29 protein-coding genes and 1 pseudogene are annotated in these 25,081 nt (G+C 64.4%); 14 read left to right on the top strand and 16 right to left on the bottom strand.

Translation table 11 applies throughout. The features are described from left to right. Window positions 1–38: 38 nt before the first annotated feature. The 5 genes from ACT4OC_RS12625 to ACT4OC_RS12605 all read right to left on the bottom strand — a co-directional run bounded on the left by ACT4OC_RS12625 (window position 39) and on the right by ACT4OC_RS12605 (window position 3,899). Window positions 39–278 carry an acyl carrier protein gene (locus tag ACT4OC_RS12625; RefSeq protein ID WP_291609825.1) on the bottom strand — a complete coding sequence of 80 codons (240 nt, stop codon included), beginning with the start codon at window positions 276–278 and terminating at the stop codon, window positions 39–41. A 310-nt stretch (window positions 279–588) separates the two neighbouring features. Beyond that, window positions 589–1,326 (bottom strand): 3-oxoacyl-[acyl-carrier-protein] reductase, encoded by a 738-nt coding sequence (gene fabG / locus ACT4OC_RS12620; RefSeq protein WP_444839326.1) that lies wholly within the window; start codon window positions 1,324–1,326, stop codon window positions 589–591. 181 nt (window positions 1,327–1,507) lie between these two features. After that, window positions 1,508–2,461, bottom strand: coding sequence for an ACP S-malonyltransferase (gene fabD / locus ACT4OC_RS12615; RefSeq protein ID WP_444839325.1), 954 nt, complete (start codon window positions 2,459–2,461; stop codon window positions 1,508–1,510). Window positions 2,462–2,679: 218 nt separating this feature from the next. Further along, window positions 2,680–3,420, bottom strand: coding sequence for an addiction module antidote protein (locus ACT4OC_RS12610; RefSeq protein WP_444839324.1), 741 nt, complete (start codon window positions 3,418–3,420; stop codon window positions 2,680–2,682). A gap of 170 nt (window positions 3,421–3,590) precedes the next feature. Next, a complete protein-coding gene (locus ACT4OC_RS12605) occupies window positions 3,591–3,899 on the bottom strand; it encodes a ComF family protein (RefSeq protein ID WP_444839323.1) in 309 nt (102 codons plus the stop codon). Window positions 3,900–4,684: 785 nt separating this feature from the next. Between ACT4OC_RS12605 and ACT4OC_RS12600 the strand changes: the two genes are divergently transcribed. Then, complete coding sequence (locus tag ACT4OC_RS12600; protein WP_444839322.1) at window positions 4,685–5,803, top strand: Fic family protein; 1,119 nt, start codon at window positions 4,685–4,687, stop codon at window positions 5,801–5,803. A gap of 269 nt (window positions 5,804–6,072) precedes the next feature. Here ACT4OC_RS12600 and ACT4OC_RS12595 read toward each other — a convergent pair. Further along, window positions 6,073–6,507: pseudogene (locus ACT4OC_RS12595) on the bottom strand (fatty acid desaturase); the annotation flags it as partial. Between the two features lie 53 nt (window positions 6,508–6,560). On the opposite strand from ACT4OC_RS12595, the gene ACT4OC_RS12590 reads away from it, so the two are divergent. Then, a complete protein-coding gene (locus ACT4OC_RS12590) occupies window positions 6,561–6,944 on the top strand; it encodes a type II toxin-antitoxin system RelE/ParE family toxin (protein ID WP_444839321.1) in 384 nt (127 codons plus the stop codon). Next, window positions 6,941–7,282, top strand: coding sequence for a helix-turn-helix domain-containing protein (locus tag ACT4OC_RS12585; protein WP_444839320.1), 342 nt, complete (start codon window positions 6,941–6,943; stop codon window positions 7,280–7,282). Before ACT4OC_RS12590 ends, ACT4OC_RS12585 begins: the two co-directional genes overlap by 4 nt. Window positions 7,283–7,521: 239 nt before the next feature. Here ACT4OC_RS12585 and ACT4OC_RS12580 read toward each other — a convergent pair whose 3' ends face one another. From ACT4OC_RS12580 to ACT4OC_RS12570, 3 genes are all read right to left on the bottom strand, one after another. Further along, window positions 7,522–8,493 carry a hypothetical protein gene (locus ACT4OC_RS12580; protein ID WP_444839319.1) on the bottom strand — a complete coding sequence of 324 codons (972 nt, stop codon included), beginning with the start codon at window positions 8,491–8,493 and terminating at the stop codon, window positions 7,522–7,524. 114 nt (window positions 8,494–8,607) lie between these two features. Continuing rightward, complete coding sequence (locus ACT4OC_RS12575; protein ID WP_444839318.1) at window positions 8,608–9,633, bottom strand: fatty acid desaturase family protein; 1,026 nt, start codon at window positions 9,631–9,633, stop codon at window positions 8,608–8,610. After that, complete coding sequence (locus tag ACT4OC_RS12570; protein WP_444839317.1) at window positions 9,630–10,406, bottom strand: TetR/AcrR family transcriptional regulator C-terminal domain-containing protein; 777 nt, start codon at window positions 10,404–10,406, stop codon at window positions 9,630–9,632. Before ACT4OC_RS12570 ends, ACT4OC_RS12575 begins: the two co-directional genes overlap by 4 nt. 374 nt (window positions 10,407–10,780) lie before the next feature. Between ACT4OC_RS12570 and rpsF the strand changes: the two genes are divergently transcribed. The 4 genes from rpsF (at window position 10,781) to rplI (ending at window position 13,328) form a co-directional block, all read left to right on the top strand. After that, window positions 10,781–11,284 (top strand): 30S ribosomal protein S6, encoded by a 504-nt coding sequence (gene rpsF, locus ACT4OC_RS12565; RefSeq protein ID WP_444839316.1) that lies wholly within the window; start codon window positions 10,781–10,783, stop codon window positions 11,282–11,284. A 5-nt stretch (window positions 11,285–11,289) separates the two neighbouring features. Next, window positions 11,290–11,529 (top strand): 30S ribosomal protein S18, encoded by a 240-nt coding sequence (rpsR, locus tag ACT4OC_RS12560; RefSeq protein ID WP_291609819.1) that lies wholly within the window; start codon window positions 11,290–11,292, stop codon window positions 11,527–11,529. A 174-nt stretch (window positions 11,530–11,703) separates the two neighbouring features. Beyond that, on the top strand, window positions 11,704–12,675 hold the full coding sequence (locus ACT4OC_RS12555) for a hypothetical protein (protein ID WP_444839315.1): 972 nt from the start codon (window positions 11,704–11,706) through the stop codon (window positions 12,673–12,675). Window positions 12,676–12,722: 47 nt separating this feature from the next. Further along, window positions 12,723–13,328 carry a 50S ribosomal protein L9 gene (gene rplI / locus ACT4OC_RS12550; RefSeq protein WP_444839314.1) on the top strand — a complete coding sequence of 202 codons (606 nt, stop codon included), beginning with the start codon at window positions 12,723–12,725 and terminating at the stop codon, window positions 13,326–13,328. Window positions 13,329–13,364: 36 nt separating this feature from the next. Here the strand turns inward: rplI and ACT4OC_RS12545 are convergent, their stop codons facing one another. The 3 genes from ACT4OC_RS12545 to ACT4OC_RS12535 all read right to left on the bottom strand — a co-directional run bounded on the left by ACT4OC_RS12545 (window position 13,365) and on the right by ACT4OC_RS12535 (window position 15,367). Further along, a complete protein-coding gene (locus ACT4OC_RS12545) occupies window positions 13,365–13,832 on the bottom strand; it encodes a PaaI family thioesterase (protein ID WP_444839313.1) in 468 nt (155 codons plus the stop codon). Further along, window positions 13,829–14,428 carry a TetR/AcrR family transcriptional regulator gene (locus tag ACT4OC_RS12540; protein WP_444839312.1) on the bottom strand — a complete coding sequence of 200 codons (600 nt, stop codon included), beginning with the start codon at window positions 14,426–14,428 and terminating at the stop codon, window positions 13,829–13,831. Before ACT4OC_RS12540 ends, ACT4OC_RS12545 begins: the two co-directional genes overlap by 4 nt. 93 nt (window positions 14,429–14,521) lie before the next feature. Continuing rightward, on the bottom strand, window positions 14,522–15,367 hold the full coding sequence (locus ACT4OC_RS12535; protein WP_444839311.1) for a hypothetical protein: 846 nt from the start codon (window positions 15,365–15,367) through the stop codon (window positions 14,522–14,524). A 293-nt stretch (window positions 15,368–15,660) separates the two neighbouring features. Between ACT4OC_RS12535 and ACT4OC_RS12530 the strand changes: the two genes are divergently transcribed. Next, window positions 15,661–16,911 carry a class I SAM-dependent methyltransferase gene (locus tag ACT4OC_RS12530; protein ID WP_444839310.1) on the top strand — a complete coding sequence of 417 codons (1,251 nt, stop codon included), beginning with the start codon at window positions 15,661–15,663 and terminating at the stop codon, window positions 16,909–16,911. Between the two features lie 18 nt (window positions 16,912–16,929). Here ACT4OC_RS12530 and ACT4OC_RS12525 read toward each other — a convergent pair whose 3' ends face one another. After that, window positions 16,930–17,139 (bottom strand): hypothetical protein, encoded by a 210-nt coding sequence (locus ACT4OC_RS12525; RefSeq protein ID WP_444839309.1) that lies wholly within the window; start codon window positions 17,137–17,139, stop codon window positions 16,930–16,932. Window positions 17,140–17,271: 132 nt separating this feature from the next. On the opposite strand from ACT4OC_RS12525, the gene ACT4OC_RS12520 reads away from it, so the two are divergent. The 5 genes from ACT4OC_RS12520 (at window position 17,272) to ACT4OC_RS12500 (ending at window position 22,516) form a co-directional block, all read left to right on the top strand. Next, window positions 17,272–17,400, top strand: a complete 129-nt coding sequence (locus ACT4OC_RS12520) for a hypothetical protein (RefSeq protein ID WP_444839308.1) — start codon at window positions 17,272–17,274, stop codon at window positions 17,398–17,400. A 312-nt stretch (window positions 17,401–17,712) separates the two neighbouring features. Continuing rightward, window positions 17,713–19,215 (top strand): replicative DNA helicase, encoded by a 1,503-nt coding sequence (locus tag ACT4OC_RS12515; RefSeq protein WP_444839307.1) that lies wholly within the window; start codon window positions 17,713–17,715, stop codon window positions 19,213–19,215. A gap of 50 nt (window positions 19,216–19,265) precedes the next feature. After that, the gene (alr, locus tag ACT4OC_RS12510; protein WP_444839306.1) at window positions 19,266–20,534 is read left to right on the top strand and encodes an alanine racemase; all 1,269 of its coding nucleotides are present in this window, start codon (window positions 19,266–19,268) and stop codon (window positions 20,532–20,534) included. Further along, entirely contained in the window at window positions 20,531–21,301 is a 771-nt protein-coding gene (locus ACT4OC_RS12505; protein WP_444839305.1) for an exodeoxyribonuclease III, read from the top strand. The genes alr and ACT4OC_RS12505 overlap by 4 nt, the downstream gene beginning before the upstream one ends. A 327-nt stretch (window positions 21,302–21,628) precedes the next feature. Further along, window positions 21,629–22,516: a prohibitin family protein gene (locus ACT4OC_RS12500; RefSeq protein WP_444839304.1), complete on the top strand. Its 888-nt coding sequence runs from the start codon at window positions 21,629–21,631 to the stop codon at window positions 22,514–22,516. A 43-nt stretch (window positions 22,517–22,559) separates the two neighbouring features. On the opposite strand, the gene ACT4OC_RS12495 is transcribed toward ACT4OC_RS12500, so the two are convergent. Both ACT4OC_RS12495 and ACT4OC_RS12490 read right to left on the bottom strand, forming a co-directional pair. Then, window positions 22,560–22,958 (bottom strand): type II toxin-antitoxin system VapC family toxin, encoded by a 399-nt coding sequence (locus ACT4OC_RS12495; protein ID WP_444839303.1) that lies wholly within the window; start codon window positions 22,956–22,958, stop codon window positions 22,560–22,562. A 17-nt stretch (window positions 22,959–22,975) separates the two neighbouring features. Further along, a complete protein-coding gene (locus ACT4OC_RS12490; RefSeq protein ID WP_444839302.1) occupies window positions 22,976–23,185 on the bottom strand; it encodes a ribbon-helix-helix domain-containing protein in 210 nt (69 codons plus the stop codon). 22 nt (window positions 23,186–23,207) lie between these two features. Here ACT4OC_RS12490 and ACT4OC_RS12485 point away from each other — a divergent pair, with 22 nt between their 5' ends. Then, a complete protein-coding gene (locus tag ACT4OC_RS12485) occupies window positions 23,208–23,345 on the top strand; it encodes a hypothetical protein (protein WP_444839301.1) in 138 nt (45 codons plus the stop codon). Between the two features lie 15 nt (window positions 23,346–23,360). Here ACT4OC_RS12485 and ACT4OC_RS12480 read toward each other — a convergent pair whose 3' ends face one another. After that, on the bottom strand, window positions 23,361–24,443 hold the full coding sequence (locus tag ACT4OC_RS12480) for a hypothetical protein (protein WP_444839300.1): 1,083 nt from the start codon (window positions 24,441–24,443) through the stop codon (window positions 23,361–23,363). Between the last annotated feature and the right edge of the window lie 638 nt (window positions 24,444–25,081).

Here is a 25,081-nt window from a genome sequence, read left to right as displayed (position 1 = left end):
GCTTTCGGCCCACCGGCTTTGTCAGCGCCGCGAGGGCGTCAGCTCTTGGCGTTCTTCTCGAGAAACTTGGTCGCGTCGCCGACGGTCAGAATGGTTTCCGCGGCATCGTCGGGAATTTCACAACCGAATTCTTCTTCAAACGCCATCACGAGCTCGACGGTGTCGAGACTGTCGGCGCCGAGGTCGTCAATGAAGCTCGCGCCGTCGACCACTTTGTCGGGCTCGACACCAAGGTGCTCGACCACGATCTTCTTAACCCGCTCGCCAATCTCACTCATCGTTCAACCTCGTGCTTGTTCCATTGGTCCCGACCCCAAAAACACCCTCAAGACATCCCGAAGACGATAGAGCCATCGTGGTCGTTTAGCTTCCTTCGCAATCGCGTGCTGATTCGCCCCGGTCTGTCCTCAGGACCCGGCAAACGTCGGCAGGATTTGCCCCGCCAATATACAGGGTTTCAAATTCCTGCAAGGCGTTCTTTGCCCATCCCTTGCGCCGTCCGGTTATCATACTTCCAAACCCTTGACTATAAGGGCCAAACCGGGCCGCGGGCGCCTCCTGCGCGGCCGCAACCGGGCGCAATCGGGCTCAAAACATGGCCATTCCGCCGTTGACGTGCAGGGTCTGCCCGGTCACGTAGCCGGCCTCGTTGGAGCTGAGATAAACCGCCGCAGCGGCGATATCCTCCGGCGTCCCCAGCCTTGCGGCAGGAACCTTGGTCAGGATGGTCTCGCGCTGCTTGTCGTTGAGCGCATCCGTCATCGGCGTCTTGATGAAGCCGGGCGCGATACAATTGGCGGTGACGCCGCGCTTGGCATATTCGGCGCCGACCGTCTTGATCAGACCGATGATGCCGGCCTTGGACGCGGTGTAGTTGGCTTGTCCGGGATTGCCAGTGACGCCGACGATCGAGGTGATGGCGATGATTCGGCCGAAGCGCTTTCGCATCATCAGCTTGGTGGCGGCGCGCGCCAGGCGGAAGGTCGCGGTCAGGTTGATCTGGATGACGTCGTCCCAGTCCTCGTCGCGCAGCTGCACGAAAAGGTTGTCCCGGGTGACGCCGGCATTGGCGATGAGGATGTCGACCTGCCCCATCGCGGCTTCCGCCGCCGGCACCAGCGCCTCGACCTCATCGCTTTTCGACAGGTTACAGGGCAGCACGTGGACGCGCTCCCCCAGCCTGGCGGCAAAGCCGTCGAGCACCTCGCGGCGCGTACCTGATATCGCGACCGTCGCGCCCTGCTTGTGCAGCGCCGATGCGATCGCGCCGCCAATGCCGCCAGTTGCACCGGTGACGAGCGCCGTCCTGCCAGTCAGATCGAACATGAAAACTCTCCTCAATACCTGACTCAAAAAGCTGCCAATTTCAGCGCCTTTTATACCAACTCGTCGTCATGGCCGGGCTTGTCCCGGCCATCCACGTCTTTCTTACTTGCGGCGACAAAGACGTGGATGCCCGGCACAAGGCCGGGCATGACGAAAACCGACTCCGATCAGGCCCTCAGGCCTATTTCGCAGCCGCCAATGCTTCCCGAGCCGCGGCGACGTCGCCGGGTCCGCCGACGGAAACGCCGACCGCACCTTCCGCGATACGCTTGACGAGGCCGCTCAGCACCTTGCCGGCGCCGATCTCGAAAAAGCGCGTCACGCCATGGCCAGCCATATAGGCCACCGACTCGCGCCAGCGCACGGTGCCGGTGACCTGCTCGACCAGGCGGCGGCGGATCTCGGCGGGATCGCTGATGGGCGCGGCCAGCACATTGCAGACCAGCGGCGCAGCCGGCGCGTTGATCGTGACGTCGGCGAGCGCCTTCGCCATCGCGTCGGCGGCCGGCTGCATCAGCGCGCAATGGAAAGGCGCGGACACCGGCAGCAGCATCGCGCGTTTTGCACCTTTGGTTTTCGCGATCTCGACCGCCCGATCGACGGCGGCCTTGTCGCCGGAGACCACCACCTGCCCGCCGCCATTGTCGTTGGCGGCCTGGCAGACTTGTCCCTGCGCAGCTTCATTGGCGACGGCGACCGCCGTCTCGTAATCGAGCCCGAGCAGCGCCGCCATCGCGCCGACGCCGACGGGCACCGCCTTCTGCATGGCAAGGCCGCGGATGCGAAGCAGCCGCGCGGTATCGGAGACGCTGAGGCTGCCCGCCGCCGCCAGCGCGGAATATTCACCGAGCGAATGGCCGGCGACGAAGGCGGCGTCCTTAGCCACGGAAAATCCGGCCTCGCTCTCCAGCACCCGCAAGGTCGCGATCGATACCGCCATCAGCGCCGGCTGGGCGTTCTCGGTGAGCTGCAACGTCTCGGCCGGGCCGTCCCAGATGATGGCGGTCAGCTTCTCACCGAGTGCCGCATCGACCTCGTCGAACACGGCGCGCGCCACGGGAAAGGCCTCGGCCAGCGCCTTGCCCATGCCGACCGCCTGCGATCCCTGCCCCGGAAATGTGAATGCTGCCGTCATCGGCGCTCCCTGAACGTCCCGAAATCCCTGAGATTGGGGGCGTAAGTCACCGACTGCGGCGGCTATGTCAAGCCGCCACAAACTCGACCCGGGAGGTGGCGCTCGGCAATCATGTACCTTCGCCCTCCGCCGATGTCCGACCCTGCATCGGGAGGGCCTACTTATGAGTACGCGCCCTAACTCTCTCGCGTGGCGGCGCCCGATAGGACACGCCGCGCTCAACCGTGCGAAGCAACCGGCTCGCGCTTCGACTCCGCCTTCTCGGGCTTGACCTCGAGCCGTAAGCCGATCGACGAGAGCACCTTCAGGACCGTGGTGAATTCCGGATTCCCTTTGGGGTCGAGCGATCGGTAGAGGCTCTCGCGAGCGAGTCCGGTTTCGCGCGCGACCTGACTCATGCCGCGATCGCGCGCGATCTGGCCGAGCGTTTCCTTGATCGCGGTCGCATCCGAGCGTGCGAGCGCTTCGTTGAGTATTTTGACGACCTCGTCGAGCGCCGGAGCTTGGACCGGCGAGGAGGTGCCGGTCTCGTCCGAGCCTTCCTCGGTTTTTTGAGCGGAGGGCGCTTTCTCCATCGCCGACAGGAATGTGGGCTGATCGCTGGCCTCGACCAGCCGCCATTCGTCGGGCGTCGCGCGCTCCTTCATATCCCGGCGCAGCTCGTCGCTGCAGTGTGCGATGAAGTTCCTCAACGCGTCCACGGACCTGATGTTGACAACGTCCTTGTCGAGGACGTTGAACAGCACTGCGATCTTTCCGGCGATGGCGAGGCGCAGCACATTGAGCACGGTGCCCGGGCTCTTTCCGTCCCAGATCATCAGGCCGAAGTCTGCCTCACGCGCCATCTCTCGATCCTTAGCCGCGTAGAACTGAAAACCCTTCGCGTACTTGGGCGCGTCGACGTGGTGGGTGAGCCAGGTTCCAAGGTTGTTGCGCGGTGATGCGCCCGAGCAGAACACCGTGACTTTGTCATAACGTATGTCGTGAAAGTGCTTCTGGACAGCCTTGTCGGCGCCGTTGGCGTCTCCGACGATGACGCGGTGGCCGCTCGCGACGACATTGTCGAGCCGCTTCTTAACCTCGGAGGGAAGCCGGGAAACGCGTCGCGAGCCGCCTATGAAGATCGTGTTCAATGGTTGCTCCGTGTCTTGGTAATGGTGACGGCCCGGACGACCGCAGCTTGGCCTGGGCCGAGCAGCTGATCCGTGATGGCGTTCATGGTGGTCCCCGACCGAAAGAGATCGTCGAAGAGGAGGATACTGCGGCCCTGTGTCTGCGTCGCGTCGACCTGATAAAGGCCATCGACCTGCTTCTTCCGCTCCTCCGGATCGGTCACGTTCTTGAGCTGCGTGGTCGGGCGGGTCGTCGTGACGCACGACAGCACCGGCACCCCGAGCGCAGCTCCGATCCCGTCGGCGAGGACGATGACCGGCTGCAATGCGCGCTGGTGGGACGGCGGGACCGGTACGATGCTGTCGAACTTGTCCCGATGCCCAGCGAGGAAGTTGGCCGCGGTCTCGATGATCGGCCCAGCCGCGTCCCTTGTCGGCGCGGTTCTTCAGCCGATAGAGAAGTTCGGCAATTTCCGGTCGCACGGTGTCGAACTGCATATGGCCAAACTCATTGTATCCGACCGGAGTACTGCTGGTCGTGTGAAGATCCAAGGCAACGCCTGAGTTCCAGCGACCGTCTATTTTGATTGGATTGATTTTGACTATCGCCATCCGCGCTCCCGAACCTCCCCAATTGTAACCTATGGGCTACAATTGGACAAGGTCCGGTCGCGATTCAAGCCTCTGGAAAGTCAGGCGGACCCGGGCGAGAGGCCGCCGCGGTATGATGATCGGGGAGAAAGCCTAACACCCGCCAGCCCTCCGGTCGCCGCCGACCGCCTGCCCGGCCCGTGCCCGGCGCTGACTGTTCGCGAGCTGGCCCGGACGGTCTTCGCGGTTGGGCTTGGCAGTGGCAGATGCAGGACGAGGCATTGACGGTTGCCGAGGAAAAGCCTGGCGCTGACAGCGGGTCTAGCCCGAAGGGTCGCCTTAACGGCTTGGGGCGGCACGCGCCACTTCCTTGCCTTTCGCACGAGTGGTGGAAGCCGGATGGCGGCAGATGCCTGGGGCGTCTCCGTCCGCGAGAGCCAAAGTGTCCTGAGCGATATAATCCCGCCCTATAACTCATAAATTGTATTATAATGAGCTATAGAAGAGGATTCTATAGCTCATGACGTGGAATTGGGATCAGCCCGACTGGCCAAAATTCTCATATAAATCAGAGGCTTTGGTCCCTCTGGAGCAGCAATTCCTGCTCCAGTCCGGAGAATTCGTGGGTGCCTGTAAGCACATGGGGGCTGACGATCAGGAAACCCTCAAAATCGAGCTTATCAGCGAGGAAGCGGTCAAGACCTCGGAGATTGAAGGCAAATTGCTGAACCGGGACAGCGTGCAATCGTCGCTTCGCCACCAGCTTGGGCTTGGCGCGGAGAGGCCCGGCATCGATCCTGCGGAGCGTGGCATCTCCGAGATGATGGTCGATCTCTACCGCAACTTCGGCGACAGCCTTGACGATGCGACGATGTTCACATGGCACAGGATGCTGCTTTCGGGTGACCGCGAGATTGGCGCGATCGGCGGCTACCGCACACACGCGGAACCAATGCAGGTGGTTTCCGGGCCCGACTACAAGCGCAGCGTCCACTTCGAAGCGCCGCCGGCCTCGCGCATGAACGACGAGATGACCCGCTTCATCGCGTGGTTCAACGACACGAGCCCAGGCGGGAAGACGCCGCTGCCGCCACTGACGCGCGCCGGGATCGCGCATCTCTACTTTGTGTGCATTCACCCGTTTGAAGACGGCAATGGCCGCATTGGCCGTGCTCTTGCAGAAAAATCACTCGCGCAAAACCTCAACCGGCCGAGCCTGATTGCGCTGGCCTACACCATTGAACGCAAGCGCAAGGATTACTACGCGGCGCTGGAGCGCAACAACAAGGAGCTGGAGATCACGGCGTGGCTGACCTACTTCGCCAGCACGATCCTCGAAGCCCAGCGCAACACGATCGCCCGCGTGGATTTCTTCGTGGCCAAAGCCAAATTCTACGAGACATTCCGCGACCAGCTCAACGGACGCCAGGAAAAGGTAATCGCCCGCATGTTCAAGGAGGGCATCGACGGCTTCAAGGGCGGCCTCTCTGCCGACAACTACATCACGATCGGCAAGACCTCCCGCGCCACCGCGACCCGCGACCTGCAAGACCTTGTGGAGAAGGGGGCGCTTACCAGGACAGGCGAGCTGCGGCATACGCGGTACCATTTGAGTCTGGCGATTCAGAGCACGGCCTAGAGCGTGATGGGTTAGGTTGAACTATAGCGGCATCGGGAATCACCTCTCCCGTCGGGAGAGGTCGGCGCGCAGCGCCGGGTGAGGGGTTACGGTCCCTCGTTGGAGTGGCGCCCCTCACCCGATTTGCTTCGCAAATCGACCTCTCCCGACGGGAGAGGTGGACTGAGTCAGCCGGACGACCGATTCAATCAAACGCCATCGCGCTTTAGAGACGTAAGCCCCCAAGCACCCTGCTCCGCGTGGCCCCATCGATGAGTCGGCAAATTGAATCAGAACCCACCGGCCTTCTGGTCCACGCCCACGGCCTCGCCCGCCCGCGCCCGGCGCTGGCTGCTCGCGAGTTGGCCCGGACGGTCCTCGCGGTTCGGCTTGCCGGTCGCCAGCCGCAGCACGGCGAGATAATTGGGCTGCGTCTCCATCCGCCCGGCCATGGCGCTGCGCGAGAGAATCTCGTGCACACGCGGCAGGTTGTAACAGGGGATGCAGAACAAGAGATGATGCTCGAGGTGGTAGTTCACATAGTACGGCGCGATGAACAGCCGCTCGAAGAAATTGGCGTGGGTGGTGCGGGTGTTGCGCAGGGGATCGTGGCTATCGGGCACCACGGCATGTTCGGCGATGTTGCGGATGCGGGTGATGACCATCTGCCAGGTCAACAGCGGCACCAGCCATAGCAGCGGATAGGCCCACCATACGCCGGCCGCTACACAGATTGGGGTTTGACAAATTATGAGTTTATACTCATATTACGACGAGAATGGAAATATTACCTGCTCCAGCGCGCCCGCTCTTTTGGGTCGGGTCAAGCCGGAAGGACTACCGGGATTTTCCGCGGGCTGTGCAAGACTCATTCGGCTTTGAGTTGTTTCTTGCACAGCTCGGACAACATCCCCCATCCGCGAAGCTGCTGAAGGGCCTCGGAAGTGGTATGGTTGAACTCGTCGAGGATTTCGACGGCGACACCTACCGGGCCGTATACACCGTTCGCTTTGGTGCAGCCGTCTACGTGCTGCACGCGTTCAAGAAGAAATCGAAACGCGGCATCAAGACCCCCCAAAGCGATATTGATCTCATCAAGCGGCGCCTCAAAGCAGCAGAGGCCGATCACGCTTCGCGAACCAAACGGGAGCCAAAGAAATGACTAAGATTGAAGTCTACGAAGGCAGTGGCAACATCTTTGCGGACGTTGGGCTGCCCGATGCTGAAAATCACTTCCTCAAGGCCCAGATTGTCGCGGAGCTGCATCGGCTCACCACCGAACGCAAGCTCACGCAGCAAAAGGCAGGAGCCCTGATGGGTATCTCCCAGCCCGAAGTCTCGCGGCTGTTTAAGGGCCACTTCCGCGAATACTCAGTCGACCGCCTGATTGCTTTTTTGACAGCGTTCGATCGCGACATCGAGATAGTCGCTCGACCGCGCGACAAACGCGGCAAGAAGGCCCAGCGGGGCCATATCACCTTCAAACCTGTCGCAGCGTAAGGAAAGCGACTAACATTCGCGGTGTCTGTCGCGGCTGCTGCTCGCGAGCTGACCGGGCCGGTCCTCGCGGTTGGGCTTGGCGGGGGCGCAAGCCGCAGCACGGCGAGATAGTTGGGCTGGGCCTCCATCCGCGCGGCCATGGGGCTGCGCGAGAGAATACGTGCATGCGCGGCAGGTTGTAACAGTGACGTAGAGCGCGCGATCAGGCCAGCTTCCGGCGCAACCCGGACCTCCGCGCGTCAATAAAGGTGCACGGGGAGCGGGACACCAGCCGGACCGACCAGCAGGCCCCAGGTCTCGTCGGCAGCGACTTCGAACTCCCGGTTCTGCGCCGCGCCGCTCGCGACCTTGAGGGCGACCTTGTACTTGCCCGGCAGCAGATCGATCTCCGGGCTATCAGGCGATTTGCGTCCGGCTTCGGGATAGTCAATAAATTCGCTTCCGGCGCGAGCCGCCAACTTGATGGTCCGTTCGTTGATGGTGATGACGGCCTCTTCATCCGTGGCGTTGCCGAGCATCAGTCTCACCTGCCCCGGCTTGGGCAGGATGTCGGCACTCGTAGCGGCGGCACGCTTGCGCAGCGACAGATCGGCAGTCGTCCTGTCGTGCTGATGGGTAAGCCGGAGCAGCGCCGGTCCAGCCGATGTCGTGAACGTGATCACGGCCCTGTCCGGCTCGACGACTGCACCGCCATCTTCCATCCAGCCGCGCTTGCCGAGCTCGCCCCGATAGAAGCGGAGCGTGCCTGCGAGATCGAGCGGCGTCTCGACGTGAATCGCCTCGATGAACGATGTCTTCTTCCCCGTGGTGAGGACCCAAGGCTTGGGCCGCGGTAGACCGGTGGCGAGATCGTCGCTTGCGGCCTGTGCGGTGGTCGCGCCCGAGGGGACGGCGCAGAGCAGGCGCCTGGCGATGTAATTCTGCGGACAATCGGCAACGGCCCACGTCGTTACCTCGACGGTGCGGAACGGGTGACGCGAACTCGACGGGGTACTCGTCGAGCTCGAGGGGATGGTGAATATCGGGGTCCCTTGGCCGGTGCTTGTCGATGACCAATGGTAGGTACAACCGACCAACGGAGAAAAACCGCTCTCACAATAGCGATTGGGATCAACGGCCCTTGCGAACGCCACCGACAGCCCGACATACGTCGCGACCATCGCGACGGCTAGGCCGCCGACGAGCAAAACACCTTTCGTTCCACGGTTCATCGCCGGATTCCAATCTCTATGAGGGCCCCGAACTCAGGTGCTCATCAATGAGATTGGTCGCATTGCTCGGGTCAGACGTTCATCGCTCGCTTGTCGATTGTGATAGGCGCCCGCCTAGAACCCGCCGGCCTTCTGGTCCACGCCGACCGCCTCGCCGGCCCGCGCCCGGCGCTGGCTGCTCGCGAGCTGGCCCGGGCGGTCGTCATGATTGGGCTTGGCGGTCGCCAGCCGCAGCACGGCCAGATAATTGGGCTGGGTTTCCATCCGCGTGGCCATGGGGCTCTTCGAGAGAATCTCGTGCACGCGCGGCAGGTTGTAACAGGGGATGTAGAACAACAGGTGATGCTCGAGATGGTAGTTCACGTAGTACGGCGCGATGAACAGCCGCTCGAGGAAATTGGCGTGTGTGGTGCGGGTGTTGCGCAGGGGATCGCTAGAGTCGGGCACCACGGCATGTTCGGCGATGTTGCGGATGCGGGTGATCACCATCTGCCAGGTGAACAGCGGCACCAGCCATAGCAGCGGATAGGCCCACCAGACGCCGGCCGCGACGCACGCTACGAACATGACGGCGTTGACCACGCATTGCGGGCCGAGCTTTTCCCGGAAGTGCGCCGCGCGCCGCGACAGCGGCCAGTCAGAAGGTCCGAGCGCATTGAGGAGTTGCGCCTTGCGCTGCTGGTAGCCCGTCTGGCCCGAAATATCGCGCCAGAACTTGCGGCGATAGCTCAGCTTGGTGATCGGGAACGGCGCCGACAGGATCAGGTCGGGATCGTCGTCCTGCTGGGTGCGCGCGTGATGCTGCAAATGATAGCGGCGATAGGCGCGCGTCTCGGCAAACACCGGATAGGCGCAGAACCACTGGCTCAGGAACAGATTGGTCTTCTCGTCCGGCGACAGGCAGCCATGGGCGCCGTCATGCATGAGGATGGCGAGGCCCAGCTGGCGCGAGCCGATGATGCCGACCGCGACGAGGTAAGTCAGCGGGTTGGGCCACCACGCCACCAGCGCGATGGCCGCGATGATCAGCGCCCAGGCATGCACGATCATCGCCACGCCCTTCCAGGTAAAACGCTCGCGCACGGCGACCAGTTCGTCTTCGCTGAGGAAATCGCGGGCTCGCATGCGAAGCGCGGTCATGTCTCGCTCTCCCCTTCGGACGTTTCTTCGGTGACGCCGCTGCCGACCAGACGCAGGGCGCTGCCGGCAGCCTTCGTGGTGGCCTGATCGCCGAGCACGCGCAGCATTTCGGAGGCCATTTCCTCAGGCGAGCGTCCCATCGCAAAACCCTCGACCATCACGCCGATGGCGAGCGCCCAGAACCGCCGCGACGAGGCATCGGGATCGCGCAGGCTGCGCCAGCCATGCCGCGCGATCTGATCGGCATAGGCGCGCATGCCCTCGGCATGCAGCCGCTCGATGGTGCGCTCGACCAGCGGCGCCAGATCCGGGCGCCGACGTGTCAGCGCCAGCGCTTCGGCGAAGAAGGCAACCGAATCGGTTGCGGTCACCGTCTCGACCAGCGCGCGGGTGTATTCGCCCGGCGTGTGCGCCCGCAGCGCGGCCTGCTCGGTGGCGCGCGCCACATAGAGCATGTCGCGGCAGGCGGCCTCGACGAACAGCGCCTCCTTGGTGCGGAAGTAATAGGTGATCTGGCTCGGGAAAGCGTCTGCGGCGGCGGCGATATCCGAGATCGACGTCCCGGCGAGCCCCTTCTCCTTGAACAGCCGGCTGGCGCCGTCCAGCAGCAACGAGCGCATCCTGCGCCCGGCCGTGCGCGTGGCGCGCACCGCGTGCTTTGGGTCGCCTGCGCCGTGCTTGGGGTCGCCTGCGGCGTGCTTGGGACCGCCGGCGGCGTGCTTGGGATCGCCGGCAACGGGCTCGGCAGCCGTCTCGGTCCGCTTCGGGGCCATTGTTTCCTACTTGGGTTATTTGTATGTCATACAAACAACTATTGCAAGGCTGATGTTCGTATCCCCGGCGCGGAGCCTGGCGCTACGGTGCATGGGGTTGTTTTCCATATTTTTGAGAATGGAACCCAAAGTGCCTCCAAGGCCCCTTTCCCTTGCCATCCCGGCCAAAATCACTATAAGGCGCGCATCCGTGGATCCCGGCCGGGAGCTGAACGGACGGTCTCAGCAATCTCTCCTTTCAGGCGATGTTGATGTGGCAGGGCCAGTCGGTCCGTCGTCCCGTGTTCCCGCCTTCTGAGCTACCCCCGAGTCCTTTCCGAAGGTCTCGAAGGGCTTGACGCCGGGAGCCGCGCCAACATTAGGAAAGGGACTCCATGCCTCTTTACGAGCATGTCTTTCTCGCGCGTCAGGACGCGAGCACCCAACAGGTGGAAGAACTGACCGCCCAGATGACGGGCATTGTCGAGCAGGCCGGCGGCAAGGTCACCAAGACCGAGAACTGGGGCGTGCGCTCCCTCACCTACCGCATGAACAAGAACCGCAAGGCGCACTTCGTGCTGCTCAACATCGACGCGCCGTCCGCGGCGATCGCCGAGATCGAGCGCCAGGAGCGCATCAGCGAGGACGTGATCCGCTATCTCAGCGTCCGCGTCGAGGAGCTCGAGGAAGGCCCGTCGGCGATGATGCGCAAGGCCGATCGCGACCGCGAGCGTGACGACCGCGGCGGCGGCTTCCGCGGCGACCGCGAAGGCGGTTTCCGTGGCGACCGTGACGGCGGCGGATTCCGCGGCGATCGTGATGGCGGCGGCTTCCGCGGCGATCGCGGCCCGCGCCGCCCGCGCGAAGATGCTGCCGAAACGACGACGGTTGAGGAGTAAGAACCATGGCTGAAGCCGGTGCACGCCGTCCGTTTTTCCGCCGCCGCAAGAGCTGCCCGTTCACGGGCACCAACGCGCCGAAGATCGACTACAAGGATTCCAAGCTGTTGATGCGTTACGTCTCCGAGCGCGGCAAGATCGTGCCGAGCCGCATCACGGCGGTGTCCGCCAAAAAGCAGCGCGAGCTCGCGCGCGCCATCAAGCGCTCGCGTTTCCTCGGCCTGCTGCCTTACGTCATTCGCTAGCGCGCATGATCCGGAAAAGTGTGAAGCGGTTTTCCGAAAAGATCATGCGCCACTAACAACCTCCTTCCCCGCGGCGTCCGCGCCGCGGGGTTTCCTCATAAGGCTTCCGGGTCGTCCGGTCGCCGATGGTTGGGGCCAAAAGCCTCTAACCGCTCGAAGGGAGCGGGACACCCGATGATCGCGACTATTCTGATTGCCATCGCCTCCGGCGCCGCCTCGGCGCTGATGTTCGCCTCGGTCAAATCCGGCGCGCTGATCTCGCTCGTCCTGTTCAATCTCGCGCCGCTGCCGCTGATGGTGGCAGCGATCGGCTGGGGTCCGCTCACCGCCGCGATCGGCAGCATCGCCGCCACGGCGATGTTCGGGCTGCTGTTCGGCTTCCCGTTCGCCTTTGCCTTTGCCTCGACTGCCGCGCTGCCGGCCTGGTGGCTCGGTCACCTCGCCCTGCTGGGACGGCCGGCTGCCCCCGCATCCTCGGGCAACGGCGCTGCGCCGCCGGCGAGCGCGATGGAATGGTATCCGACCGGCCGCCTGCTGCTGTGGATGACCGGCATCACCGCCCTGCTCGCCTTCGTGACATTGCTGTCGATCGGCAGCGACGCCGAGTCCATCGCGGCGGCGATGAAGAAGGGCTTCGCCAGGATGGTCCGCCTGTTTGCGGCGCGCGGAGTAGCGGTCGACGACGACATCATCGACAAGATGGCCGCCCTCGCCCCCGCAGGCGTGCCGACCGGCCCGTTGATCGTCATGACGGTCAATCTGTGGCTGGCCGGCAAGATCGCGGTGACCTCCGGCCGGTTGCATCGTTCCTGGCCCGATCTGAAATCGACCGCGTTGCCGCCGATGACGCTCGTTGCGCTGTGCGTCGCGCTCGCATTCTGCTTCACCGGCGGATTGCTCGCGGTGCTCGCCAAGGTGATCGCGGGCGCCCTGCTGACGGCCTATGCGCTTACCGGTTTTGCCGTGCTGCACACGCTGACGCTGGCGGTGAGCAACCGCGCGCTATGGCTGGTTCTCACCTACGCCGTCGTCGCCGTGCTGATGTGGCCGTTGCTGGCGATGGCCGCTCTCGGCGTTGCCGATGCCCTGTTCGGATTCCGCGAGCGCTACATGCGCAAGCGGCCGCCGCCGCTGCCGGCGGCATAGAGTTTCAACCTGCCCCTTTTTCACCGATCATCCAAAGGAGAACGAAAATGGAAGTCATTCTGCTGGAACGCGTGGCCAAGCTCGGCCAGATGGGAGAAGTCGTCAAAGTGCGCGACGGTTTCGCCCGCAATTTCCTGCTCAAGCGCGGCAAGGCGCTGCGCGCCACCGCCGAAAACCGCGCCAGGTATGACGGCATGAAGGCCGAACTCGAGGCCAACAACATCAAGGCCAAGTCGGAAGCCAGCAGTGTTGCCGAGAAGATCAACGGCAAGGAGATCGTGATCATCCGGCAGGCTGCCGAATCCGGCCAGCTGTTCGGCTCGGTTTCGGTGCGCGATATCGTCGATAGCCTCGAGGCCCAGGGCATCAAGGTTTCCCGTCCGCAGGTCTGGCTGGATTCGCCGATCAAGACGATCGGCCAGCAGAAGGTGACGATCGCCGTTCACCCCGAGGTCGAGACTTCCATCACCGTCTTCGTCGCGCGCAGCGCCGATGAAGCCGAGCGCATCAAGCGCGGCGAGGACATCTCGACCCGCCAGGAGGATCAGGACGCCGCCGCCGAAGCGATCGCAGCCGCCGGCGAGTTCTTCGATCCGGAAGCCCAGCACGACGAGGAGGCCGCGCCGGCGGAAGCCCCCGCCGAGAAGGCCTGAGCCGCTTCTTTCGTTTGCCGTCCGGGCCCGGCTGCCTCAAGCGGCCGGGCTTTGGATTCGCGGGGTCGCCTTTTCATCGAGCATCGCGATCGAGGCCAGCGCCGTCGCGGTGTGCTTTTCGACGCCCTCGGTGAGGCAGTAAACGTCGGCGGCCACGACAGCGACCTGCCGCCCCGGCTTGATGACGCGCGCCCGGCAGATCAGGCGCTCGCCGACCGCGGGCGACAACAGGTTCAGCTTGTACTCCGCCGTCAGCGCCGCCTGGCCGCGCGAGGCGGCCGCTGCGATCGTCGTTGCATTGTCGACGAGAAAGGCGGTGACGCCGCCATGGAACAGCCCGTTCTGCTGCAGCAGCTCCGGCCGCCGCTCCACTTCCAGCGTGCAGGCGCCGCGCGCCAGCTCCGACAGCTTCGCGCCGACATGGGCCATGAACCCCTGGCGGCCGACGCTGTCGCGGATTCGCGTGGCGATCGGGGCGAACTCGGCGTCCGGTTGCGGCGTCATTGTTCTTCTCCGTTATTGTCCGGCGTGACGAGCGCGCGAATGGCGCAGGCGATCAGCGTGTCCGCCTGCGCGCGCGGATCGGACCGGTCGCGGCCGGACAGCCAGGCGCGGCAGAACACCTGCGCCGGTCCGATTGTCTGGCTGAAGAACAGGGTCGCGCTCATCGGAAACAGTTCGCCGCGCGCAACCAGGGGGCCGCGCCAGCGCTCGACGCCATCGGCCAGACGCCAATTCTCGCTGCGCTGGGCGTCGCGCACCTGCTCGCTCCATTCGGCGCGCGAAATCTCGAACAGAAAGCGCGCCTCGCGCCGGTTGTTCACCACCCAGTCGAGATGGGCGCGGATCAGCCGCGCGATGCCCTCGCGCGCGGATAGCTCCGGAGCCAGCGCGGCCACCACGCTGGCGTGGTAGCGCTGCAGGATCTCCAGAAACAGCGTGCCGGCGAGTTCCTTCTTCGAGCCGAAGAAATGGAAGAAGCTGCCATTGGAGGCGCGCGCGAGCTGGCGGATCGCCGCGACCGTTGCGCCCTCGAATCCATCGCGTTCGAACACGGCAAGGCCGGCAGCCAACAGATCGTCCCGTACGGTCGCGGTCATGAATCGTTCCGGCAAGCTCTAGATCAACACTCTAGAGTATCACTCTAGTCGGAGTCAAGCGGTCGCGCCGACCGCAAGGCAGCTGACATCGGGCTATTGCGAGATGGGCACCATCGGCGGCCCGGCCGGAGGCACCGGCGGCAGCGCCGGCGCTGCCGCCACGGCCGGCGGCTTGGGCAGCTCGATGATGGACTTGGGCCGCTCGACGGCCGGCTCGGATGGTCCGTCGAGCGGCTGCACCGGTGGCACCGAGGATGCGCCCGGCGCCGCAGTTGCCGTCGAAGTCGCAGGAGCTGCCGCACTCGTCGCGGGCGCAGGCGTGACGGCCGGAACCGGATCGGGCCGACTCGCGGCGGGCTCGCCGGTGGCCTCCTTCGCCGGTTCGACCTTGGCGGATTCGACCTTGGGCTCGCCCGCCGGCTTTTCGCCCTCGCCGCCCTTGGCGGTTTCCTTCGGCGCCTCGGCGGCGGGCTCGGTACGCGCCGGCTCTTCCGGGCGGCCCTTCTTGCCCTTGTCCTTCTTGCCCTTGTCGACGGCCGCCTGCGCCGGCGGCTCGGGCCGGATCAGGTCGGGCCGCATCGGGTCTGTTGTCTCGACGGCCCGCGGCGGCCGATGCTTGGCGCCTTCGGCAGGTGTGCGCGATGCTTCCTTGGTGCCGTCTCTGGCGCCATCCTTGCCCTTACTCTGGTAGCGCGTGTCCGCAGCACCATTGGCGACGAGATAGGAGGACAGCACCGAGGCCATGTCGATGGAGGTCGTATAATGCTGGCGCAGGAAACTCGGCAGCGAGGAGGCCGGCACGCTCTTCAGCAGTCCGCGCGGCGACTTGTGACAGGCATTGCAGGTGCCGGCGAAAATCTGTGCCGGCGACTTGCCTGCCTCGAGATTTTCCTGCGCATGCACCGCCACCGCCGTGAGACAGCCGGTCAGAAGCGTCACCGTCGCCAACCTGAGCGCTCGGCCCAACATCCCCAGTCCTTCTCCGTAGCAAGCGCAATCGGCCCGCAATCGCACGCGATGTGGGCGGCAGCGGGTCACCTTTTAGCCGATTATCCTGCGAATGGAAGCCGACTTGTAACGCATCTGCGTGAAGTCCCCAGTCCCGAATAACTGCTTTGAGTACAACGCACTAGCGCGCCGGTTCGATTGCCATTATCGTTTGGAACCGGCGCGGGTCAGGCTCGTTGTCGCATCGGGCCGGCCGGGCAACTGGCCCCGCCGTTGGTGCTTCGATGGATCGTTTATTGCGTTCCGTTCTTAGTCATTTCATCCGCCGCGGCAGTCTGACCTTCACCACGGCGCGCGGGACGACGTTCACCTGCGGGGATGGCACGGGCAAGCCGATCTCGGCGCGCTTCACTACCGCGCGCGCGGCGCGGCGGATTCTGCTCAATCCGGAGCTGGCACTCGGTGAAGCCTGGATGGACGGCACATTCGTGGTCGAGAACGGCTCGATATCGGACGTGCTCGCCATCGTGATGAACCAGCCGGAAATCATGCCGGGCCTTGCAAAACCGCGGTGGTGGCTGCGTTACTTCATGCGCCACTTGAAGCAGTTCAATTGGCGCACCCGCGCCCGCAGGAACGTCGCCCATCACTACGACCTCGACGGGCGGCTCTATTCGCTGTTCCTGGACGCCGACCGGCAATACAGCTGCGGCTATTTCCAGGCGCCTGACATACCGCTGGACGACGCCCAGCTCGCCAAGAAGCGCCATATCGCCGCGAAACTCCTGGTACGGCCCCGCCACCGCGTGCTCGACATCGGCTCCGGCTGGGGCGGCCTCGGCCTCTATCTGGCCGAGATGACCGAGGCCGACGTCACCGGCATCACGCTGTCATCCGAGCAGTTTCAGGCCGCCAATGCACGCGCGGTCGAGAAAACCCTGGCGGGATCGGCGCGCTTCCTGCTGCAAGACTATCGCGACGTCGCCGGCCCCTTCGACCGCATCGTGTCGGTCGGCATGTTCGAACATGTCGGCGTCGACTTTTACGACAGCTTCTTCCGCCGCTGCGCCGAGCTTCTCACCGACGACGGCGTCATGCTGCTGCATTCGATCGGGCGCTCCACGGGTCCCGACGTCACCAGCCCCTGGATCACCAAGTACATCTTCCCGGGCGGCTACATCCCGGCCGTGTCGGAAGTGATGCCTGCGATCGAGCGCGCGGGCCTTTTGGTCTGTGACATCGAGATCCTGCGGCTGCACTATGCGCAGACGCTGCAAGCCTGGCGCGAGCGCTTCATGGCAAGGCGCGAGGAAGCGGTGCGGCTCTATGACGAGCGCTTTGCGAGGATGTGGGAGTTTTATCTCGCCTGCTCGGAAATGGCGTTCAGCAAGCAGAACCTGATGGTGATGCAGATCCAGCTCAGCAAGCGCCAGGGCGTCGTCCCGATCACGCGCGATTACATTGCCAACGAGGAAGCCAGGTTGCGCCGCAGGGAACGCCACTCCCGTCCGCGGCTGCAGATTGCCGGCGAATAAGCCTGACGGAACCTGAGCTTAATTGCGCAAGCTGAGGGACGATGCGCCGCGCGGCTGTGCCGGCAAAGCGAGCTGGCTGCGCAGGGCGGCAAGCGTCCGGCTGTCGCAGGGCGCGGCACGCCGGCCGGGCTCGGCGGCATCCTGCATGGCGTCGACCAACGTCGACAGCCAGCGCCGCTCGTCATGGCCGCCGCGCCAGGAGGAATCTGCAACTGTTGCCCCATTCACCTGACCCTGTCCCGGCGCCGCTCAACCAATTGCAGCGCCTGAAAACCGTTCCCGGCACCCAACACCAAAGAAAACGCACTCGGTGTGACCTGCTTCACAAAACGATTCCACGCCAAGGCGTAAACGTCGGCCATGGCCCACGGAACGTATGATCCCTTGATCGACCTCGAGCCACAGCGCGACCTCGGAACCGATTACATCCTGATCGCTGTCGGGGTGGGTGCCGCGCTGGCCGCGCTGGTCTATCTGCTCCTGACCTGATCGAAGCGGGAAAGACCTGCCCGAACGCGCCCTCACCCATGAGTGGGTCGGCCGGGACGCGAAAAGGTTCAGCCGGCCTGACGGCAATCGGGAACCCAGGCGCGAAACCTGGCCCGATCGAGTTCGACCGCGGTCCAACTTCCGTCAAAACCCGTCAAGTCGAATACGTCGCCCGGATTGGATTCACACCGACGTTTGTGGGAATCGTGCATAAGGCACGGACACCCTTCCTCCGGCCGCGCCGGAGGCGCTTTATCGCCGCCCGGCTTGAAGCATTCCCAATAACGACCAAATCCGCAGAACAATTCGTCCATGGCCTTGACTGATTCGAACGTCCTCAAGCTTGCGCCCGATGCCGGTACCCCGGTCTACCGGAGCGCCCCGCACAATATCGAGGCGGAACAGAGCCTGTTGGGCGCGATCCTGGTCAACAACGACGCCTTCTACCGGGTTTCGGACTTCCTCGAGCCGAAGCACTATTTCGAGCCGTTGCACCAGACCATCTTCGAGACCGCCAGCAGCCTGATCCGCATGGGCAAGGTCGCAACCCCCGTAACGCTAAAGACCTTCCTGCCGGCCGACACCGACATCGGCGGCATGACGGTCGGCCAGTACCTCGCCCGCCTTGCGGCCGAAGCCACCACCATCATCAACGCCCAGGACTACGGGCGGACCATCTACGAGCTTTCGCTGCGCCGCGACCTGATCCGGATCGGCGAGGACATGGTCAATGTCGCCTATGACGCGCCGGTCGATTTCGCCCCGCGCGCCCAGATCGAGGATGCCGAGCGCCAGCTCTACGAGCTCGCCGAGTCCGGCCGCTACGACGGCGGCTTCCAGAAGTTCTCCCAGGCGCTGACGGTAGCCGTCGATATGGCTGCCAAGGCGTTCCAGCGCGATGGAAAGCTGTCCGGCGTCGCCACGGGCCTGCGCGACCTCGACAGCAAGATGGGCGGCTTGCAGCAGTCCGACCTCATCATCGTCGCCGGCCGCCCCGGCATGGGCAAGACGTCGCTTGCCACCAACATCGCCTACAATGTCGCCAAGGCATATATCGGCGAGGTGCAGGCCGACGGCACGACCAGGGCGGTCAACGGCGGCGTGGTCGGTTTCTTCTCCTGCGAAATGTCGGCCGAACAGCTCGCCACCCGCATCATCGCCGAGCGCACCGGCATTCCCTCCAGCTCGATCCGCCGCGGCGGCATTTCGGAAACCGATTTCGAGAAGATCCGCGACTACGCCATCGAGCTGCAGTCCCTGCCCTTCTTCGTCGACGAGACCGGCGGCCTTTCGATTGCGCAACTGATGGCGCGCGCCCGCCGGCTGAAGCGGCAAAAGGGCCTCGATCTCATCGTGATCGACTACATCCAGCTGCTGTCGGGCTCGGCCAAGCGCTCGAACGACAGCCGCGTGCAGGAAATCACCGAGATCACCACCAGCCTCAAAGCCCTGGCGAAAGAGCTCAACGTCCCCATCATCGCGCTGTCGCAGCTGTCGCGTCAGGTCGAAAGCCGCGAAGACAAGCGACCGCAGCTGTCGGACCTGCGTGAATCCGGCTCGATCGAGCAGGACGCCGACGTCGTGATGTTCGTGTTCCGCGAGGAGTATTACCTCGCCATGAAGGAGCCGCGGCCGGGCACCGAAGAACATTCGAAGTGGCAACAGGATATGGAGCGGGCGCTCGGGCGGGCCGAAGTCATCATCGGCAAGCAGCGCCACGGCCCCACCGGAACCGTCGAGCTTCACTTCGACGCCTCCGTCACCCGCTTCGGCGACCTCGCGCATGGCGGTAACCTGCCGGATCGCGGCTATTGACCCACGTCGGGCGCGGTTGAACCCGCGCGCCCTGCCGCCTAAAATGCGGCATGAACATCGCCTCCGACCCGAAATCGCTGCTGTCGCCCGAGGCCAACCTCGCGGCGGCCCATGCCACCGCGACCGGCATCCTTACCGTCGACCTCGACGCCATCGTCGCCAACTGGCGCAAGCTGGAGAAAACTGCGGTTCCCGCCGAATGCGCCGGCGTGGTCAAGGCCAACGCCTATGGCTGCGGCGCCGCCGAGGTGTCGCGGGCGCTGGCCAATGCCGGCTGCAAGACCTTCTTCGTCGCCACGCTCGACGAGGCGAAGGTCGTCCGCGGTGCGGTGCCCGCCTCGGCCGCCATCTACGTGCTCGACGGCTTCTTCCAGAATTCCGGCGAGGCCTATGCGAAAATCGACTGCCGGCCGGTGATCGGCGAGCTCAACGAGCTTGCGGAATGGGACGTGTTCTGCCGCCGCTCCGGCTGGAACGGCGGGGCGGCGATCCACATCGATACCGGCATGAACCGGCTGGGCCTGACCGTCGCGGAAGCGCAGGCCATCATCCCCCGCATCAATGCCGGCGATCACGGCATTACCCTCGTGATGAGCCATCTCGTCTCCGCCGAGCAGCTCCACAGCACGGTCAATCCCAGACAGCTCACCACGTTTCGCGAGATCGCAAACCTCTTCTCCGGCGTGCCGGCGGCGCTGTCGAACTCGTCCGGCATCTTCCTGGGGCCGCAATACCAGTTCGACCTGGTCCGGCCTGGTGCTGCGCTCTACGGCGTCAACCCGACGCCGGAGGCCGACAACCCGATGAAACCGGTGATCGAGCTCAAGGCGCGCATCGTGCAGATCCGCAATATCGAGAAAGGCGAGACCGTCGGTTACGGCGGCACCTGGACGGCGCGGCGGCCGACACGCCTCGCCATCGTCTCCGCCGGCTACGCCGACGGCTATTTCCGCGCGGCCAGCGCCAATGACGGCACCCGTGGCGCCGAGGTCGTGGTGTCGGGCAAGCGCTGTCCGATTGCGGGGCGCATCTCCATGGACCTGATGGCGGTCGACGTCACCGATCTCGACAAGAACTTAGCTCGCCGCGGCCAAATGGTGACGCTGATCGGCGAAGGCATCACCGTCGACGAGCTGGCGCATCATTTCGGCACCATCGGCTACGAGGTGCTGACCAGCCTCGGCCGCCGCTTCGCCCGCGTCTACAGGGGCGGCGAAGCCAAGGTGGAGCCGGCTGATGCGCCTGCACCTGACGCGGCACAAGCTGCGGCGGGCCCGCCGCCCGTGCCCCCGGAGACCGCAGCCGCCGACAAGGCATGAAGGTCGCCACCTTCAACATCAACAACGTCAACAAGCGCCTGCCCAACCTCTTGCGCTGGCTGCGCGCCGCAAAACCCGACGTCGTCGCGCTGCAGGAACTGAAGGCGACCGACGCCGAGTTTCCAATCTCTGCCGTCGAGAAGGCCGGCTATGGCGCGGTGTGGCGCGGGCAGAAAAGCTGGAACGGCGTCGCCATCCTCGCGCGCAAGGCCGAGCCGATCCTGATCCGCGACGCCCTGCCTGGCGACGCCAGTGACCGCGAGGCGCGCTACATCGAGGCCGCCGTGCGCGGCATCGTCGTGACGAGCATTTACCTGCCCAACGGCAACCCGCAGCCCGGGCCGAAATTCGACACCAAGCTCGCCTGGTTCAAACGCCTGCGCGCGCACGCGAAGAAGTTCATCAAGCAGGACATCCCGGTGGTGCTGGCCGGCGACTACAACGTAGCCCCAACGCCGTTCGACATCTATCCGACGCGCTCCTGGGACAAGGACGCGCTGATCCAGCCGCAAAGCCGTGCGGAGTACGCCAAACTCGTCGATCAGGGCTGGCTCGATGCGATCCGCGAGCGGCACCCGAAGCAGCCGATGTACACCTTCTGGGACTACATGCGGCACCGCTGGCCGCGCGATGCGGGATTGCGGCTCGATCATCTCCTGCTCAGCCCTGCACTGGCGCCCCGCCTGCACAAGGCCGGCGTCGATCGCAACATCCGCGGCGAGCAAGGTGCCAGCGACCACGCACCGGCCTGGGTGGTGTTGAAGTAGCTGTCGCCCCTCATGGTGAGGAGGCGCTTGCGCCGTCTCGAACCATGAGGCCACACTGCGGCCTCATCCTTCTCCGGCGATTCGCAGCATCGTCCGGAAACGCGCGAAGACGCGCTCCTCAAGGGACGCCATCATGATCGCCGCCGGCTTCGCCATGCTGTGGACGGCGGCAACGGCGTAAACTCTAACGATTTTACTCATCCAATCTGAACCAAATGCCCCGAATGCGCGACGCAGTGATGCAGGTCACTGCGGGCGTTCGCGCGCCCGTCAATGATCGTTAGGCCACTTCACGTATATCCGGCCAACCATGGCCAGGAGCCCCCCATGAACAGCAGATTTATCGCCGCCATCGTCGCCGCGGTGGCCGTCATCGCCGCCATCGTCTTCGGCAGCTGGTACACCGTCGATCAGACCGAGCGCGGCGTCATCCTGCGCACCGGCGCGGTGATCGGCACGGCGCAGCCGGGCCTCGGCTTCAAGGTGCCCTTCATCGACAGCGTCCAGAAGATCAGCGTCAAGACCATCACCTACACCTGGGACAAGATGAATTCCTATTCCTTCGACCAGCAGCCGGCCGACCGGAAGATCAGCGTCACCCTGCGCGCGGCGCCGGAAAAGGTCGGCGAGCTCTATGCCAAGTTCGGCAGCCTGCAGACCGCCGTCAACCAGGTGGTCAGCCCGGCCGTCAACCAGCAGGTCAAGATCGTGTTCGGCCGCTACACCGCGGTGAAGGCGATCCAGGAGCGCGGCCCCCTCAATTCCGCCATCAAGGATGCGATCATTGCGAGCCTGCGCGACGATGCCATGATCATCGTCGAGAGCGTGCAGCTCGAGAACATCGAATTCTCCGCCAACTATCTGCACTCGATCGAGCAGCGCATGCTGGCCGAGGTCGAAGTGCAGAAGCTGCAGCAGAACGCCGAGCGCGAGAAGGTGCAGGCCCAGATCACGGTCACGCAGGCCAACGCCAAGGCCAACGCCGTCCGCGCCGAAGCTCAGGCGCAGGCCGACGCCCTCAAGCTGAACGGCGAAGCCCGCGCCACCAACATCCGCCTCACCGGCGAAGCCGAAGCCGCCGCCATCGAGGCCCGCGCGAAAGCGCTCGGCAGCAACCCCAACCTCGTCACCCTGGTGCAGGCCGAACGCTGGAACGGCGTGCTGCCGACCACCATGGTGCCGGGCTCGGCCGTGCCGTTCGTGTCGGTGAAGTGAAGCATGCCGGAAAGCATGTTCCGTGCCGGGGCGCTTCGACAGCCTATGCCACGAGCCTGAACCCGGCGACAGCGAAGTGATGATCGAACGCGTAGGCGACGCGTATGCGTGCCCGCTTCATGATCGCAAAGCTCGTTGCATCCACCGACGACAGCTTGTGCAAGTCTGCGCGTCGAAAGTAATCCCACGACCGCTCGAGGTCGCGCAGCTCGCACGGCAGGATCGTTATGGCACCGGCCTTGTAGACGGAGTCTTTCCAGGCCAGCGCCACGTCGCGCACGGCGTTCCGATCGAGAAACGTGAACGTCTCGATAACGACCGGTATGGACGTGTGAAGTCTCGCGCCCGCTCCCTGCAACAGCTCCCATTGCTCGCGCGCCTGCGCGTGCAGCGGATCACGCGAGAGCGCGAGAGCAATCCATGCTCCGCTATCGACGAACACCGATTCTCTCTGTCGCATCAGGGTTCGTCGTGGACGCTGTCGTGCTCGATCGACGTCCGCTTTGGTTCGCCGTCCCACAGCGCCACCGGCCCGGCGGACTGAGGCTTCAGCACGACCTTACGAATCGCCTCACGAACCAGGTCCGCGACACTGCGGCCGGATCGGGCGGCGGCCTCGCGCAAGGCTTCGAGCTCTTCCTTGCGCAGATAAACCTGGGTCTTTTCCATATGTGTCAATTTAAGGTAATGCATGACATACGTCAATCGGTGGCTGGATGTTGTGCGCTCGGGCCACCCGGTATGGCAGGGCCACTCCCCCGAGCGTCCGAAGGAAATGAGGGACCATCTGGCACGCCTCAAGGCGCAAGGCGTCGAGGCGATCGACTGAACGGAATGCACCGGGTCAATTCTCGGCGAGCGCCTTGTCCGCGCAGGCGACGAGCTTGTCGTAGCCGGCCGCGTGCGGATGGCCGTCAATGGGCAGGAAATCGTCGTGGTCCAGGCGACACCAGTCGTAAGACAGGCCGTACGCCCTCAGGACCGCTTCCGCACCCGTTGCATCGGCCTCGTTTCCCATGGTGCCCGTCTCGTCCCGCTGCGTCACCAGCAACACCTTGACGGGAACGCCGAGCGCCTTGAACGCTTTCAGCGCGGCCTCGGTCTCGGGGAGGATGCCGCCCGCTGCGTACTTTGCAAGGTTGGCAACATTCTCAACGGCGATGTGGAGAAACTTCAGGAAGTAGGAATACTGCTCCAGCGACAGGAACCAGAAGCTGACCGCGCTGTAATTGGAGAACCGCATGGTGTAGCGCGCGCGGGTGCGCGCCAGCAGTTCGCTGTCGGTCTCGTCCGGGCGGACCGGCTGCCAGGAGTACACGCCGTCCCAGACGCAGTTGCCACGGTCGAGGCACTCGAAGTCGGATCTCGGCCAGACCCATGTCTTGCGCTTGAAATCGTTGCTGATCGCAATGAGCAGCACGCGCTCGGCAACCACGCCCTGCGATCTCAGATACTCGAACATGCGCCACCACTGACCGAAGCCGGTGCCGAGCTGGCCTGCATTGAGCAGCCGGTCCTGCGGCCGGCGGGCCTGCAGCTTGTGAAACCACGGGCATCCGCCCTGACCGGACGTGAAGCTGTCGCCGAAGACGATCGTGGTGGGCTTTCCCGGCTGGACATCGTCATTCTGCAGCAGGCCGAGATTGTTCGACCGCATGCGACAATCGAACTCCACCCACAGCTTCGGCTCGCGCGCCAGCGGCGACGGCATGCCGTAAACGGCGACCTCGCGCAGGTCGGCGTTGGGGCGGTAAGTCCAGACCCCCTCGTTCCGGTTCACATAGGCTTTCGGCGACACGTACTGGAAGCGGAATTTCCAGTAATAGAACGGATCCAGCCGAACCGCCCGCAGCATCAGCTCCGAACCGGCCACCACGACTACCGTGACGAAAAGACCGTAGGCAATCCGGGAGAGGAGCCGTCTCATCGTTCCCTACCGCGAGCTTTTTCCGTCACAAGGCTTCTCTGATCGATCGTCAAGATAGTCCGCTGGCGAGGATACGGGTCCGTCGGGGGTGGAAGTCGGACCCAATCGCCATTGTAGTGAATTCTGCGGTGAAGCAAAGCGCGCCCGGCGACGTAGGGCGGCCACGTCCGCTGGGCGAAGGAAGTCATCTCGCCCGCGCGACGGAAGCTTTCGTTTTCACGAATTTGTGAGCCGACAATCCGAACGCCTCTTGACTATTGCGTAAATCAGAACTAGTTTCCCCGCAGCCCGTACCACCGTGAGGGACGTTTCGCGATCGTCACGAAACGTGGTGCGGGTTGCGATGGGCCGTTGCGGCGTCAGGCGGGTTCATTCTCGCCGGGCGAAAACGTTCAGCAGCGGACGGCGAAGTCGTGTGGTCCTGGCGCCGCGACCCTGGCGTCCATCCGGCCTGCCTGTGCGGGCTCGGCAACGGGGGCAAGAAAAGGCCGTTCCCCGGGGAGATCACGTATAAGCCGCCAAACCATTGCGCGGGGAAGGTCGGGATGTCCTGGCTGTACCTGTCAAATCCGTGTGCGTTTTCTTACTACCGTTGCACACGGTGCTGCGGGCGCAGCCGGCGCCCGGCCTTCTCCGCG

The organism is Bradyrhizobium sp., from assembly GCF_052389815.1.
Classification (GTDB): domain Bacteria; phylum Pseudomonadota; class Alphaproteobacteria; order Rhizobiales; family Xanthobacteraceae; genus Bradyrhizobium.
Note: the sequence above shows the minus strand (reverse complement) of the source record. Positions and strands in the feature narration are given on the sequence as shown.